Here is a 14057-nt window from a genome sequence, read left to right as displayed (position 1 = left end):
TCAATTGTAAATAAAAAAAATTGAAAATGGAAAAAGCTATAAATGGTGAGTATGGCTTAATTTCTGGTGGTTACATGAATATCTTTGAGAATCTTTTAAGCAGCGTTAACATATTTAAAAATAGAGATGTGTTGAGGCACAGTTACACCCCAGAAAAGCTTCCTCACAGGGAGGAGCAAATAAACCAGCTTGCTTTACTGCTCTCACCATTGCTTAAGGGTGGTGCGTCATCTAACATCTTTATTTATGGTAAAACTGGAACTGGGAAGACGGCAACTGTGAATTTTGTGGGCAGACAACTTGAAGAAGCCAGCAAGAAGGCCAAACAGAATGTGGTAGTCCATTACATCAACTGTGAGATAGTTGATACTGCCTACAGAGTTCTCGCAAGCATTGCCCGAAGGTTTGGTAGCAATGTGCCGATGACTGGCTGGCCAACAGATCAGGTTTACGATGAAGTTAAGAAGGTTCTTGAGTTGAGGAAGATTAGGGTGCTCGTAATTCTTGATGAGATTGACAAGCTTGTCAAAAAAGCAGAGGAGGCACTCTATGGACTTACAAGGATTAACTCGGAATTAAAAAATTCGAGTATAAGCCTGATAGGGATTTCGAATAATCTGAAGTTCAAAAATTTTCTCGATGCGAGGGTGTTGAGCTCGCTGAGCGAGGAGGAGATAGTATTCCCACCTTACAATGCTGAGCAGCTTGAGGATATACTGCTGCAGAGGTCAAAACTTGCCTTTGAGGATGGGGTGCTGGAAGAGGGTGTGATTCAGCTATGTGCAGCGATCGCAGCTCAGGAGCATGGTGATGCGAGGAAGGCATTGGATTTGCTAAGGGTGAGTGCTGAGATTGCAGAGAGGGAGAAGGATACGAAGGTAAGAGTTGAGCACGTTAGGAAGGCTCTGAGGAAGATCGAAACGGACTACATGATCGAAACCGTGAGAACACTACCTGTACACAGTAAAATACTTCTTTACAGCATGTCTTTGCTTTCTGAAATAGCCGAGAAATTCACGACAGGTGAAGTTTACTGCGTTTACAAAAAGCTGTGCAGCAAGGTTGGCGTTGACTCTCTCACACAGAGGAGAATCAGCGACCTAATTTCAGAACTCGATATGCTCGGTGTTGTGAACTCGGTGATAATATCCAAGGGAAGATACGGTAGGACAAGGGAAATGAAGCTGGAAGCCGATAGAGATGCTCTTAGAAAGGTGCTGGAGGAGGATTACAGGTTACAGTCGTTGAAAAAATTCGGTGGCGACCTCAAGAAGTTTGCAAATCTAAAACTTTTTGAGTCTTAGAAACTTTTTTATTTTTGAACTCACACTATTAACTACCCGGCGAGCCCGCCAGCCATGCGTTCCCTGAGCAGTGAGGGGGATTCCACTTGGCGGGCAACAATATCCTTAAGCGCACCTCAACTCAAGAACGAAAACAGCACCTCTTGGATTGTTATCTTCTATCCTTATCCTTCCGCCGTACCTTTCAATAACCTTCTTCACTATGTATAGCCCCAAGCCCAGTATCCCTGCATCTCCAAATTTTGTTCCCTGATCAAAAATTCGCCCTTTAATCTCATCCGGAATGCCCTTACCGTAATCAGCAACTCTAATCTCACAGAATTGTCCACACTGCACACATGAAATTTCAATCTTATCTGTGCCTCCATGATTTACAGCATTTCTTATTAGGTTGTCAAATACTGAGTAAATTGCGTTGTCGGCCAAAATCCGAGAGTTACCTCTAAGCTCTATTGTAACATCATGCTTTGCTTTAATTTCATCCACAACAGACTTTAGTTCAATGGGTTTGAGTTCTCCTTTTCCTTCTGATATTAGAACCTCAAGCTCCTTCATTCTCTTTATGGTCTTTGAAGCTTCAAGAATTCTTTTTTTAATCTTCTCGAGAACTGTGTCGTCACGAAGACTTTCGTAGACCTCAAGCAGTCCAAAAATTGATGTCAAGTCGTTCAGAATGTCGTGTCTAAGAATACTGTTTATCAACGCCATCAGCTCATTTCTGTCTTCAAGCATTTTTTCGAGAGTTTTCAAATTTGTTATATCGCCAACTGCAAAAAACGTTGCCTTATCACCTTGCCACTCTGTATTGAAAAAATTGATCTGCACCCAAATTTCGCTCCCGTCCTTTCTTATGATTTTCTCTACCAAACTGCCCGATTCCAGATTCTTAATATGGTCTAAGAACATCTCACGTCTGGATTCATGTAAAAGATCGTCAAATCCCATTTTGAGAAGTTCCCCACTACTGTAACCAGTTTGCATCTCAGCCACTTTGTTTACGTAAATCATCCCTTCACTGCCGCAAACATATATCCCAAAGGGAGAGTAATCTGCAAGAATTCTAAATTCTCTTTCCATCCTCTTTATTTGGGAAATGTCCCTCATTGTTACGACTATCCCTCTAACCGAAGTATGCAGGAGGTTTTTACCCACTGCCTCAACCTCGACCCAGTGACCCTCTCTGTGTTTTGCCCTGAATTCGATCGTTTCAGGCACTCCCGGATTTTCAAGGAGATAAAGAAGTTTGGAATAAATATAATCCACCTCATCTGGATGTGCAAAGATGAACACGTTCTTTCCTAACAGAGAATCTCTGCTGTAACCTCCGATTTTCTCAATAGAAGGCGAGATATACTTTATATTTCCCAATTCGTCAACTATCATCAGAATGTCTATCGAGTTCTCAACCAAGGCCTTATACCACTCCTTTTCTTCTGGATTAAGTAAAGATAGTATCTTCTCACTTAGAGTGTTGATTTTGTTGTCGGACAAATCCAGCTCACTCCTAAGCATTTCTCTGAGTTTTGATTTCAGATCGTTCATTCCAGCTTCCACGTTCTTTTCAAGAATTCTCTCACCTTTTCTGACTTCAACCATCATCCCTTGTCGAGTTTGTCTAATACTTCTTCACTTCTCCTCACTTGAAATTTAATCTTTTCTCTCACCTTTCACACAAGCTATCTGCCCAGACCTAACTTTTTTGTTTATTTCCAAAACATCCTTTTCCGGGACTATGAGATCGTCAACAGATTTTTCAGCGAGTTCTGCCCTTTTGAAACCAAAAACATCTTCAAAAGGCTTTTATGTTTAGCTTTTTCACTTACAATCTCAGATAAAGACAATTGGATTTTAATAGGGCGTTCAACCCTATTTTCACCCCCATCCACCCTTATTAAGACCTTTGCTTCGCAATTTGTAATACACTCTTATCTTTCCGACTTGGCGGCAATCAGTCTATTTCCTCAAATTGATCCTTTTCAGCTCCACAAACAGGACAAACCCAATCATCTGGTAAATCTTCCCACTTTGTTCCTGCCGGGACATCACTTTCCGGGTCTCCTTCATCTTCATCGTATACATACCCACAAATTGTGCACTGGTATTTTGTCATGCAGTCTCCTAAATTCGAGAGCCTATATAATCATTTCGTTAAATCAAAATAACAAAACAACAGAATTGACACGATGGAAAAAGTTGTAGTGGTGCACTATAGCGAGATTGCAACAAAGGGGAAGAACAGAGAGTTCTTCGAAAAAAAGCTTCTGAGCAATATCAGAAGGGCGACTAAAGCAAGGGTTAGGAGAAGATACGGCAGGATGGAAGTGGAATACAAAGATGGAGTAGTTGAAAGGCTCAGAAAGATTCCGGGGATCAGGTATTTGGGTGTGGGTCTGAAAACTTCACTTGAGATGGATGAGATAAAGGAATCAGCCTTAGAAGTTCTCCCCTCATCTTTTACCTCGTTTAAGGTTGACACATCAAGAAGTAACAAGAATTTCCCGTTAAACTCTGTTGAAATAAACAGAGAAGTTGGGAGACATCTGATGGTGAAGACAGGAAAGAAGGTTGACTTGAAAAGTCCGGATGTTATTATTTGGATAGAAATTTGCGACAAGGAGGCATACGTATACTCGGAGAGGATTGAGGGTGTAGGAGGATTACCCGTCGGCGTTGCGGGTAAGGTTGTTTCGCTGATTTCAGGTGGAATTGACAGCCCGGTAGCGGCATTCATGATGATGAAGAGAGGTTGTGAGGTTGTATTAGCACATTTCTTCAACCAGACGATGCATTCTCCTAAGGTTAGAGAGAAAATAAGGATGCTCGCAGAAAAACTGGCAGAATATCAGGGTGAAATCAAGCTTTATATGGTTCCTTTTCAAGACATACAGATGGAAATAATAAAATCCACTCCGCCAAAGCTTAGGATGATTGTTTACAGGAGAAGTATGATGAGAATGGCGAATTTGATTGCCGAGAAAGAGGGGTGTAAGGCGGTTGTGACAGGCGACAGTCTGTCGCAGGTAGCAAGCCAGACTCTTGAGAATATTAATGTTGTTTATTCTTCATCGCGGTTAACAGTCCTGCCACCACTCATTGGTATGGACAAGGAGGAGATAGTAAATCTTGCGAAAAAAATTGGCACGTATGAAATCTCAATAATGCCCTACGAAGACTGCTGCTCATTTATGATCGCGAGGCATCCTGAAACAAGAGCAAAGATAGAAGAAATCGTCAATTACGAAAATTTTGATGAGTTGGAAGAGAGAGCTGTGGAGAAGAGTGAAATTGTGGAGGTTAAGGTGTTCTGAATGAATGTGATGCAGTGGTTCAAGATTTACGAAGAGATATTGGCAGACTTTGGCTTTAGCCGTGAGGAAGACGAAAAGGCTGCAAAAATCATGAAGGAGCTTGGTGGTGGAAAGCTCATGGATGAATCTGCACTGGAAGTTCTTAAGGGCAAAGATGTGGCAGTCATCGGAGGAGCGTATGAAGGAGAGGAGATTCGGGAAGATGTAAAGATTACGGCGGGAAAAGCAATATACCGAGTTGACTTCACTCCTAACATCCATGTGACCGATTTAGAAGAAGACGAGGGGATTCTAGTTGAATTGGAAAGCAAAGGTTGTATACTCGTTCTACATGCTCATGGAGACAACATTGAACAGATAAGGTCTGTTGTACCGAAGCTGAAGAAATTCGTGGGAACGACACAGAGTGTACCCTTTGACAGAATATACAACTTTGGAGGCTTTACGGATGGAGACAGGGCGGCATTAATCGCTAAAAAGTTTGGAGCCAGAAAAATAAGGCTTTATGGCTTTAATTTTGAAAAAGCGGACAACAAGATCAAGTTGAAGAAATTAAAGTGGGCAAAACGAATACTGGAAAAGGAGGGAATAATTTAAGGTAACAGCTTTAAAGTTCCAAGCAAAATCGAATGAGAGGGCCCGTGGGGTAGTGGATATCCTGGAGGTCTCCGGAACCTCCGACCCGGGTTCAATTCCCGGCGGGCCCGCTTTGTTTTTTAGGACTCGTGAGACCCGTTCAGTTGGAATCATGATGCAGATTTTGATGATAATAGCAAGTTGAGAGTATTGTAACTGTTTGTTTATAACTTACAAAACTAAATTTTAAAATCTGGACTGTTTAGAACTTAACTAACAGCCATATTTTCAAAAATGAAAGAAAAGGTTTAAAAAAGGTTACACCAACAATATTAATCATGTCCTGGGAACTGCTCGGAGTTATAGCCAGCTCCGCAGGAATAGCAGCATCTTTGCTTCTTCTCTACCTTTTCTGCACATTGAGTGAAGAAGAGTTTGATAAAATAACGATTTTCCGGAGTAATATGGGCAGGTTCTTCGCCTGTTCAGCCCTGGCATTTATACTGAACGGTTTTACAGAGGCGCTGGAGCTGTTTTTACCGATGGAAGAACTTGGCATCGAGGAATTGCTTATCGGGCTAAACACCTCAATCTCTGTATTCATAACTTCCGTTACCCTATACGTAACAGTTGTGCTGTGGAAGGTCAGAGGTGGATTGGGGAGTGGTGATGTGTTTTTCGGCAGGTTTGGAATTTCACTGCTCTATATATCTGTGTTTACAATTGCTGTAATCCAGATAAGTGAAGTGGAAGCTGCATACTACCTGATGAAGAAGACGTCTGAAGCTCTAAACCTTCTGCTAATCCCCGTTCTCATATACCTGACAGTGAACTCTCTGAAGTATGACAAGCTCGTCAGCGAGAAGATAATATTCGTCCCTTACCACACTCTTACGGGTTTCATAGGCGTAGTCATTGCATTCATACTGTTCCACCTCTCGCTTCTTGCTCTCGTTGCCGGAAGCAAACATGTTTACAATGTTGTGGAAGCTGGTGCACTCGTCGTCTTTATACTGGCAAGCTACTACTACGGTAGCGAGGTGGAGAAGGCCGTCAGAATGTCAGAGTCCGGTTAACACAAGCGGATATACTTGGAAAACCACTCCAACAATTTCGGCTTTTTATCTGAAATTACAAAAAGTGCTCCGACAGACATTCAAAGAAGGAAAAAAACTATAACTGCAAAACCTTCGGAACATTTTCCTCGTAAGGTGGGTAAATAACCCCGTACTCCGTAATGAGCGCTGAAACGTTTTCCAACGGTGTTGGATCGAAGGCCGGGTTGTAAACTTTAACATCTGGAGGGGCGAGAAGCCTGTTACCGCAGTAAACGAGTTCCTCCTTGTCTCTCTCCTCTATTATGATCTCTTTCATTCTCTTTCCCCAGTCAAAGGTCGCCTTTGGAGCGGCAACATAAAAGGGTATTCCGTACTCCTTTGCAACAATGGATACGGTATAGGTACCTATTTTGTTGAAAACAGCGTCCTTAACTATCCTGTCTGCCCCCACTATCACTTTATCTACCATACCTTGCTGCATGACTATTCCGACCATAGAGTCTGTGATGAGGGTAACCTCGATGCCATCCTGCATGAGTTCCCAGCATGTGAGACGGGAGCCTTGATTTAGGGGTCTTGTCTCACACGCAATAACCCTTATCTCCTTTCCTTGTTCAACAGCACTCCTCACAACACCCAGTGCGGTTCCCCAGTCAACAGTCGCAAGCCTTCCGGCGTTACAGTATGTCAGAACTACATCACCGTTCTCAAGCAGCTCTGCCCCGTACTCTCCCATCTTTTTATTCCTCACAACATCTTCTTCAGCAAGCATCTCAGCTTCTCTCAGAGCAAACTCTCTTATCTCCTCGATGCTGTCACCTTTTAGTGCAGCTCTCAAGACTCTCTCAATACCTACAAAGAGGTTGACGGCTGTTGGGCGAGTGGAAGCAAGAAATTCTGCTGCTCTCTTTAAATAACTCTTCAATTCTTCAACTTCTCTGAATTCTCTCTCATGTGCAGCAAGAGCGATGCCATATGCTCCAGCAGCCTCAAGGGCAGGTGCACCTCTAACTACAAGCCTTTTAATAGCATCGGCAAGTTCCTCAACTTTCTTGCAGGTTATAACTTCCAGCTTTTCCGGAAGTTTCGTCTGATCGATCAGCTTAATCCCGTCGTCCCAGAAGATGGAGCGCATATCATCGGTTATTCACCCATTATATCTCTTTTGCGCTTTGTTGAAACAATAATTCATAATTGCTGATTTTAGATTACTATATTGCAGACGATGGAGTGGGGAAGAAAGGATACGGATTTACTAAGGTCACTTTAAGACTTTACCGGTCATTTCAGCCCATATCCTTAAATCGAGTTCAGCCAAGCTGCAATCGAGTTCTTCAGCAATTTCTGAAAGAGTTTTTTCTATTTTAACGTACTTTCTCTCAGTCATTGTCGTAATTTTTTCGATATATTCTTTCTCCGCCAGCCATCTGAGAATGTGCCTGTCTACAATTGCAATGTCTTGTCTGCCGATATTCCTTAAAAAATGGCTTGCCTCCTTCATTCCAAGACCCTTTACTTTAAGCAGCTCCCTTCTCGCAGCCTTGCTTTCAAGTTCAAGTGCTCGAATTATCTTGTCAAAGTTACTAAAAGCCTCTTTTATGTAAACCTTCTTTCTGTTGTAAAATCTTACTCCTGCTTCTCTCAGAGCACTCAAAATATTTACGGAAGGATTTTCGAGTTTCTTCTGAAATTTAAGCCCTGATAATGCAGACGAGTTGGCTGTGGAGATGCAGAAGGCAAGCTCCGTTTTTATAGTAGCGTTCAAAATCAAATCCGTGAAGGGGTTGAACTTGAAAGTAACTTTACCTTTTTTACCGAGAGTTTCGAACTCACGAAGTCTTTTCAAAATGTATTTATCGAATCCCCTTGCCAGCATTTCGAACCCCTTTCAGAGAGAAAGTGCGGGGGGAGGGATTCGAACCCTCGAACCCCTACGGGAGTGGATTTCTCCCCTTCAGGTCTTGAGTCCACCGCCTTTGGCCACTCGGCAACCCCCGCTCATGCTCTACTTCTAACATCTGCTTATCAAGTTTACTGATTCATCAGTGAGAGGAGCTTTTCGAGAACCTCCTCTCTATTCCCCAACACTTTCACGGTCTTCAGCCTTGATTTTTCCCCGCCCAGTATCTCTGCCCCTCCAAACAGACTGCTCAAAATTTCAACAAGTTCTCTGTTAGCTTTTCCAGCTTTGGCAGGGCTTTTAATCTTTATCTCCACTGCTTTCCTCCATTCGTTGTATCCAAAAGCAACTTTCTTTGAATTTGGAGTTACCTCAATTCTGATCACAACCCCTCCCTCACCTTCACTCAACGCTTCAGCAAGCTCACTTTTTTCGACCATATAACCCCTCAGTAAACTCTATATTTAGCCTCTTCACCCTTTCCTCATGAAAGTTGGAATAATCGGTGCGAGTGGTTACACCGGATCAGAACTGCTCAGAATTCTCGCTAGCCATCCTGAGGCTGAGGTTGCCGCAGCCTCATCAAGAAGATATGAGGGAACTGAGATTTGGAGAGTCCACAGATTCCTCAAGGGATTCTATGATCTAAAATTCTGCAACCCTGAAATTGATAAATTCTCGGATTGCGATGTTGTCTTCACGGCTGTGCCGCATGGAGAAGCCATGAAATACGTTCCAAAATTACTTGAGATTGGAATTAAGGTTGTGGATATCTCTGCTGACTACAGGCTTGATAAGAAAACGTATGAGAGGGTTTACGGGAAGAAGCATGAGGGATACGTTGATGCTGTTTACGGTTTGACGGAACTACACAAAGAGGATATAGAGAAAGCGAATCTCGTTGCAAATCCCGGATGCTACCCCACCGGGACAATTCTTGCTGTAGCTCCTCTTGCAGAACTTGAACTGGTTGATAGGGTCGTTTTTGACTGTAAGAGCGGAATAACCGGAGCTGGAGAGAGTCCTTCATCATTCACCCACTACCCAAACCTTCACGAAGCCATCGTGCCGTATAAGATAACTGAGCACCGGCATTACTATGAGATGGTTCAGGAGCTTGAGAGGCTGCAAAGCGACATCAAGATTTCCTTCACACCTCAGGTCTTTCCAGGCTCTCGTGGGATATTGACAAACGCTCACGTCTTTCCGAGGGGTGAACTCAGTGTAGAAGAACTTTACAGAATATATGAGAAGTTTTACTCCGAATGCTTCTTTGTAAGGCTTCAGGATGAGGTTAAGCTGAGTCAGGTGAGGGGGAGCAACTTCTGCGACATCTCCATCCATCCTGGCGAAGATAGGATAGTAATCATCTCAGCAATTGACAATCTTGTGAAGGGGGCAAGTGGACAGGCAGTTCAGAACATGAACGTGATGATGGGTTTTGATGAAACAATGGGGCTCAGATATCCACCGCTGTTTCCGTGAGCAGAAAAAATTTTTAGACCCTCCGTCAAAAGGACAGGGTGAAAGAAAAAAGCAGAGAGAAGGTAGGAAAAATGTCCACCAAAAATGTGGTAACGATAAATGTTGGTAAAAGCGGGGTAACGGAAAGTTTAATAAACGAGATAAACCTTCTGCTTGAGAAACGTGGTACTGTAAGAGTTAAAATGCTCAGAAATTTCAGAGAATCCTCCGGAAAGCATAAAAAGGAGCTTGCGGAGGAAATAGCATCAAAAGTTAAGGGTAGACTGGTGGATTTCAGAGGTTTCGTGCTAACCTTTGAGAGGTGAAGATATGGCGACAGTATATGATGTTCCGGCAGATTTACTGATAAAGAAGGTTGCTGAAAGATTGAAGGACATGGTAGCCCCTCCTGAGTGGGCAAAGTACGTAAAGACGGGGGTGCACAAGGAGAGAAGTCCTGAGCAGGACGACTGGTGGTATCTCAGGTTAGCTTCTATCTTCAGGAGAATTTACATTGATGGCCCTGTTGGCATAGAGAGGCTCAGAACCTATTACGGTGGTAGGAAGAGGAGGGGATCAAAGCCGCCGAAGTTCAGGAAGGGAAGCGGAGCAATAGTGAGGAATGCGCTCCATCAGCTTGAACAGCTTGGTTTCATAAAAAAGACAAGAGAAGGAAGGGTTGTAACACCTATGGGAAGGTCATTCCTCGACAAAATATCCACCGAGCTGAAGGCAGAGATGGTTTCCGAAGTCCCCGCTCTTGAAAAATACTGAGGGTGATAGTATGGACGATCTTGAGGAAATAAGGCGAAGGAAGCTGATGGAGCTGCAGAGGCAGAAGGAACTGGAGGAACTGCAGAAGGAGGAGATGAAAAGACAGTATGAGATGCAGAAGAAGGCAATTCTGAGGGCAATTCTTGAGCCTGAGGCCAAGGAAAGGCTTTCTCGCGTCAAGCTTGCCCATCCTGAGCTTGCCGAAGCTGTTGAGAATCAGCTAATCTACCTCGCCCAGTCAGGTAGAATTCAGAGTAAGATTACCGATGAGATGCTTGTTGAAATTTTGAAGAGAGTTCAGCCAAAAAAGAGGGAAACAAGAATCATTAGGAAGTGATATTATGGGTAAGAAAACGCTTGGTGTGAAGAAGAGGCTTGCTAAGGCTTACAAACAGAACAGAAGAGCACCAGTCTGGATAACTGTAAAGACTGGAAGAAAAGTTTTTGGCAGTCCGAAGAGAAGGCACTGGAGAAGGAGCAGACTTAAGGCGTGATGGGGTGACGGTATGGCAAAGGTAGAGCTTGAGAGGGTTTATTCGATAAGGCTGAAGCATAAGATGAAGAAATATCCAAGATGGTTGAGGGCGAAGAAGGCTGCAAAGTACGTCAGAAAGTTCCTGAGCAGGCACATGAAGGTTGATCCAAAGAATGTTAAGATTGATACAGCGGTCAATGAGAAAATCTGGGAAAGGGGAGCGGAGAAACCGCCAACGAGAATAAGAGTTAGGGCAGTTAAATTCGACGACGGAATAGTTGAGGTTGAACTTGCCTGAATGAAGATTGCTGTAAACGGCAACCCGCTTGTAGGTCTGTATGCAAAGGTTTCGGAAGAGTTCGCAGTAGTTGGTGTAAAGGATGGCAGACTTATCAGCGCCCTCGAAGAAAGGCTGGATGTGGATGTCATCGTTACGAAAATCGCCGGTTCAGAGCTTGTTGGTGCAATGATTGCCCTGAACTCAAAGGGGGCAGTGGTGAGCAGCTATACACTCTCCCATGAATTGAGTGAGTTAAAAAGGAAGCTTGATGTAAGGGTGATAGACACTCCCATGACCTGCTTTGGCAACAATCTGTGTATCAACGAAAGAGGTGGGATAGCTAATCCAGAAATGAGCGATGAGATGGTTGAGGAAATAAGTGAATTCCTTGATATAAACCTCGTTCGGGGGACTGTAGGCGGCATAAAGACCGTCGGAATGGCGGCTGTGGTTACAACCAGAGGTGGTTTGGCAAATCCCAACATCAACGAGTGGGAGTTGAAGAGACTGGAAGAGGTTACAGGTGTTGAGGTGCTCACTGGCACCGTAAATTTCGGAACAGATATGGTTGGCTCAAGCCTGCTCGCAAACTCGAAGGGTTATGTTGTCGGTAGGGACACAACGGGTTTCGAGCTGGGTATAGTAGAGGAAGCTCTGTTTCCGTGAGGTGATGGGTATGAAGTTTGAGGTTACCGGAATGTTTAGGACATCAGAAGGCTGGCAGGATTTCAGAAAGGTTGTGGATGCTCACAATGAGAAATTTGCGATTGAGAAGATTTACTCGTTAATCGGGAGCAATCATAAGGTAAAAAGACATCTTGTAAAGATTAAAGAGGTAAAGCAGGTGGAATAAATGGCATCAGAGAAGGAGATTCAGGAGAAGATTGCGGTACTCCAGTATTTGCAAGGTGAGGCTGAAACTCTTCAGAGACGTATCGTTGAACTGGAGCTTATGGAAAACGAATACAGGAAGACGCTCGAAACTCTTGAATTCTTTGATTCAATAGATGGCGAGATAGAGGCTTTGATGAATCTCGGCGGAGGAGTTTTTGCCTACGTTGATGTGAAGAACAGTAAGAAAATGCTCGTGGATATCGGCTCTGGTGTTGTGGTCGAGAGGGAAGTTAAGGATGCAATCGAGTTTGTTAAGAAGAAAATCAAAAAAATAGAGGAAAATGCGCAGAATCTGACAACAACGCTTCAGCAGATTATTGCTCAGGCTTCGAAGATTCAGGAAGAGTTAGCAAAAAAGGAAAGAGAGGAGAGAAAGTAAATGTTCAAGTTTCTGAAGGATAAGCTACAGTCTTTAAGGAATAAGATTGAAGAGGAGGAGAAAAAAGAGGAGCAGAAGATTCAGGAGGAACTGGAGAAAGAAGTCAAGGAGAAAACAGTTGACAAAGTTGGACTTAAAGACAAGCTTGCAGCACTTGTAGTTAGCAGAGAAGTCGTTATTGACGAGAAAAAGATTGAGAAAATCCTTGACGAACTTGAAATAATCCTCCTCGAAAGTGATGTTGCCTTTGAGGTTGTAGATGCCATTTCGGAGACTTTGAAGGAAAGACTTGTGGGTAGAAGAAAGAAGATAACAGAGAAGCTATCAGATATCGTCATTGAGGAGTTAAAGAGTATAATCCTTGAAATACTTGATTCTGAAAGATTTGATTTCGATGAATTTATTGCAGAGAAGCTGAAAGAGAAGAAACCACTGAACATAGCCTTTGTTGGAGTCAATGGAACTGGAAAAACAACCACGATAGCGAAAGTAGCCAACAGGCTTATGAAGCAGGGCTATTCAGTAGTTCTCGCTGCTGGTGACACTTTCAGAGCGGGGGCTATCGAGCAGCTTGAGGAGCATGCGAAAAGACTTGGAGTGAGGTTGATAAAACACAAACAGGGATCAGACCCAGCTGCGGTCATCTTTGATGCTATAAAGCATGCTGAGAGTAAGGGGATTGATGTTGTGCTTGCGGACACAGCAGGGAGAATGCACACAAAGAAGAACCTGCTCGACCAGCTTGAGAAGATCAAGAGGGTTACGAAACCCGATCTTATAATCTTTGTTGATGAAAGCATCGCTGGAAATGATGCTGTTGAGAGGGCAAAGATGTTCGCTGAAACTGTTGGTATAGATGGTAGCATTCTGACAAAGCTCGATGCCGATCCAAAGGGAGGTTCGGCGATTTCGATAAGCTACGTTACGGGAAAACCTGTTCTTTTCTTCGGTGTTGGTCAGGAATACGATGATCTCGTCAAGTTCGACTCAAAATGGTTGATTGAAAGAATATTCTCATGAAAATCCTGATTCCTTTTAAAGCCAACAACCCAAAATCCAGACTTTCTGACATCCTTAGCTTTGAGGAAAGAAAGAGACTTGCTGAGCTAATGTTACTTGATGTGATTGATGCTGCAAAGCCTTTTGGTAAAGTCAGAGTTATAACACCAACCAAGATCGAACTTTACGATGTTGATGTAGTCGTTGATAACTCAGACCTGAACACTTCGATAAACAAGGAGCTCGACGATGTTCCCGTTGCTGTTGTGATGTCCGATCTGCCCCTTCTTAGCAGATCAACACTCTCAAGGTTTTTCGAAACTGATGGAGAAATTGTGCTCGCACCGGGAAGGAAAGGGGGGACAAACATGCTGATGGTAAGAAGGACGGGGTTTAGAGTTTCATACCACTACGGCAGCTTTTTCAAGCATCTCGAATATGCGAAGCAAAATGGTTTTTCTGTTTCAGTTTTCGATTCCTTCTTTTCTTCGGTTGATATTGATGATAAAGAAGACCTTCTTGAACTTCTTCTGCATGGAGAGGGCAAGAGGTCTTGGGAGTATCTCAGAAATATTGGGTTCGATGTAAAATTTGAGAAGATACCCCAGATTGAACGCAGAGTTTTTATGCAATCTTAATTAAATAA

General features: G+C 43.3%; 20 protein-coding genes and 2 tRNA genes. 16 read left to right on the top strand and 6 right to left on the bottom strand.

All coding sequences use genetic code 11. The annotated features are described in order from the left end of the window. Positions 1-74 precede the first annotated feature (74 nt). Positions 75-1304: an ORC1-type DNA replication protein gene (locus BP688_RS06340; protein WP_290598058.1), complete on the top strand. Its 1230-nt coding sequence runs from the start codon at positions 75-77 to the stop codon at positions 1302-1304. A 105-nt stretch (positions 1305-1409) separates the two neighbouring features. On the opposite strand, the gene BP688_RS06335 is transcribed toward BP688_RS06340, so the two are convergent. Both BP688_RS06335 and rd read right to left on the bottom strand, forming a co-directional pair. Continuing rightward, positions 1410-2903 carry a sensor histidine kinase gene (locus tag BP688_RS06335; protein WP_290598057.1) on the bottom strand — a complete coding sequence of 498 codons (1494 nt, stop codon included), beginning with the start codon at positions 2901-2903 and terminating at the stop codon, positions 1410-1412. A gap of 349 nt (positions 2904-3252) precedes the next feature. Beyond that, complete coding sequence (gene rd, locus BP688_RS06330; RefSeq protein WP_290598056.1) at positions 3253-3414, bottom strand: rubredoxin; 162 nt, start codon at positions 3412-3414, stop codon at positions 3253-3255. Between the two features lie 73 nt (positions 3415-3487). Here rd and thiI point away from each other — a divergent pair, with 73 nt between their 5' ends. From thiI to BP688_RS06310, 4 genes are all read left to right on the top strand, one after another. Then, on the top strand, positions 3488-4612 hold the full coding sequence (gene thiI / locus BP688_RS06325; RefSeq protein WP_290598055.1) for a tRNA uracil 4-sulfurtransferase ThiI: 1125 nt from the start codon (positions 3488-3490) through the stop codon (positions 4610-4612). Beyond that, the gene (locus BP688_RS06320; RefSeq protein WP_290598054.1) at positions 4613-5209 is read left to right on the top strand and encodes a 6-hydroxymethylpterin diphosphokinase MptE-like protein; all 597 of its coding nucleotides are present in this window, start codon (positions 4613-4615) and stop codon (positions 5207-5209) included. A gap of 38 nt (positions 5210-5247) precedes the next feature. Next, a tRNA-Arg gene (locus BP688_RS06315) sits at positions 5248-5319 on the top strand. A gap of 207 nt (positions 5320-5526) precedes the next feature. Next, positions 5527-6264, top strand: a complete 738-nt coding sequence (locus BP688_RS06310) for a hypothetical protein (protein WP_290598053.1) — start codon at positions 5527-5529, stop codon at positions 6262-6264. A 97-nt stretch (positions 6265-6361) separates the two neighbouring features. On the opposite strand, the gene BP688_RS06305 is transcribed toward BP688_RS06310, so the two are convergent. The 4 genes from BP688_RS06305 to BP688_RS06290 all read right to left on the bottom strand — a co-directional run bounded on the left by BP688_RS06305 (position 6362) and on the right by BP688_RS06290 (position 8586). Beyond that, positions 6362-7381: an S-methyl-5-thioribose-1-phosphate isomerase gene (locus BP688_RS06305; protein WP_290598052.1), complete on the bottom strand. Its 1020-nt coding sequence runs from the start codon at positions 7379-7381 to the stop codon at positions 6362-6364. 126 nt (positions 7382-7507) lie between these two features. Further along, positions 7508-8122: an N-glycosylase/DNA lyase gene (locus BP688_RS06300; RefSeq protein WP_290598051.1), complete on the bottom strand. Its 615-nt coding sequence runs from the start codon at positions 8120-8122 to the stop codon at positions 7508-7510. Between the two features lie 24 nt (positions 8123-8146). Further along, positions 8147-8244: transfer RNA gene (locus BP688_RS06295), tRNA-Leu, on the bottom strand. A gap of 33 nt (positions 8245-8277) precedes the next feature. After that, positions 8278-8586, bottom strand: coding sequence for a DUF167 family protein (locus BP688_RS06290; RefSeq protein WP_290598050.1), 309 nt, complete (start codon positions 8584-8586; stop codon positions 8278-8280). A gap of 46 nt (positions 8587-8632) precedes the next feature. On the opposite strand from BP688_RS06290, the gene argC reads away from it, so the two are divergent. The 11 genes from argC to cofC are packed head-to-tail and all read left to right on the top strand — an operon-like array spanning position 8633 to position 14049. Continuing rightward, a complete protein-coding gene (argC, locus tag BP688_RS06285; protein WP_290598049.1) occupies positions 8633-9631 on the top strand; it encodes an N-acetyl-gamma-glutamyl-phosphate reductase in 999 nt (332 codons plus the stop codon). 38 nt (positions 9632-9669) lie between these two features. Then, the gene (locus BP688_RS06280) at positions 9670-9936 is read left to right on the top strand and encodes a YhbY family RNA-binding protein (RefSeq protein ID WP_290598048.1); all 267 of its coding nucleotides are present in this window, start codon (positions 9670-9672) and stop codon (positions 9934-9936) included. A gap of 4 nt (positions 9937-9940) precedes the next feature. Beyond that, a complete protein-coding gene (locus BP688_RS06275; RefSeq protein ID WP_290623569.1) occupies positions 9941-10384 on the top strand; it encodes a 30S ribosomal protein S19e in 444 nt (147 codons plus the stop codon). Positions 10385-10394: 10 nt separating this feature from the next. After that, positions 10395-10721, top strand: a complete 327-nt coding sequence (locus tag BP688_RS06270; protein WP_290598046.1) for a DNA-binding protein — start codon at positions 10395-10397, stop codon at positions 10719-10721. Between the two features lie 4 nt (positions 10722-10725). Further along, positions 10726-10878: a 50S ribosomal protein L39e gene (locus BP688_RS06265; RefSeq protein ID WP_290598045.1), complete on the top strand. Its 153-nt coding sequence runs from the start codon at positions 10726-10728 to the stop codon at positions 10876-10878. 12 nt (positions 10879-10890) lie between these two features. Continuing rightward, positions 10891-11157 (top strand): 50S ribosomal protein L31e, encoded by a 267-nt coding sequence (locus BP688_RS06260; RefSeq protein ID WP_290598044.1) that lies wholly within the window; start codon positions 10891-10893, stop codon positions 11155-11157. After that, positions 11158-11805: a translation initiation factor IF-6 gene (locus BP688_RS06255; RefSeq protein WP_290598043.1), complete on the top strand. Its 648-nt coding sequence runs from the start codon at positions 11158-11160 to the stop codon at positions 11803-11805. 10 nt (positions 11806-11815) lie between these two features. Beyond that, on the top strand, positions 11816-11992 hold the full coding sequence (gene rpl18a / locus BP688_RS06250; protein ID WP_290598042.1) for a 50S ribosomal protein L18Ae: 177 nt from the start codon (positions 11816-11818) through the stop codon (positions 11990-11992). After that, entirely contained in the window at positions 11993-12412 is a 420-nt protein-coding gene (pfdA, locus tag BP688_RS06245; protein ID WP_290598041.1) for a prefoldin subunit alpha, read from the top strand. Continuing rightward, positions 12413-13432: a signal recognition particle-docking protein FtsY gene (gene ftsY / locus BP688_RS06240; protein WP_290598040.1), complete on the top strand. Its 1020-nt coding sequence runs from the start codon at positions 12413-12415 to the stop codon at positions 13430-13432. Further along, on the top strand, positions 13429-14049 hold the full coding sequence (gene cofC, locus BP688_RS06235; RefSeq protein ID WP_290598039.1) for a 2-phospho-L-lactate guanylyltransferase: 621 nt from the start codon (positions 13429-13431) through the stop codon (positions 14047-14049). The genes ftsY and cofC overlap by 4 nt, the downstream gene beginning before the upstream one ends. Positions 14050-14057: the final 8 nt, after the last annotated feature.

The sequence above is a fragment of the Archaeoglobus sp. UBA230 genome, from assembly GCA_002507545.1.
Taxonomy (GTDB): Archaea; Halobacteriota; Archaeoglobi; order Archaeoglobales; family Archaeoglobaceae; genus Archaeoglobus.
The sequence above is the reverse complement of the archived record's forward strand: the minus strand, read 5'-3'. Positions and strand labels throughout refer to the sequence as shown.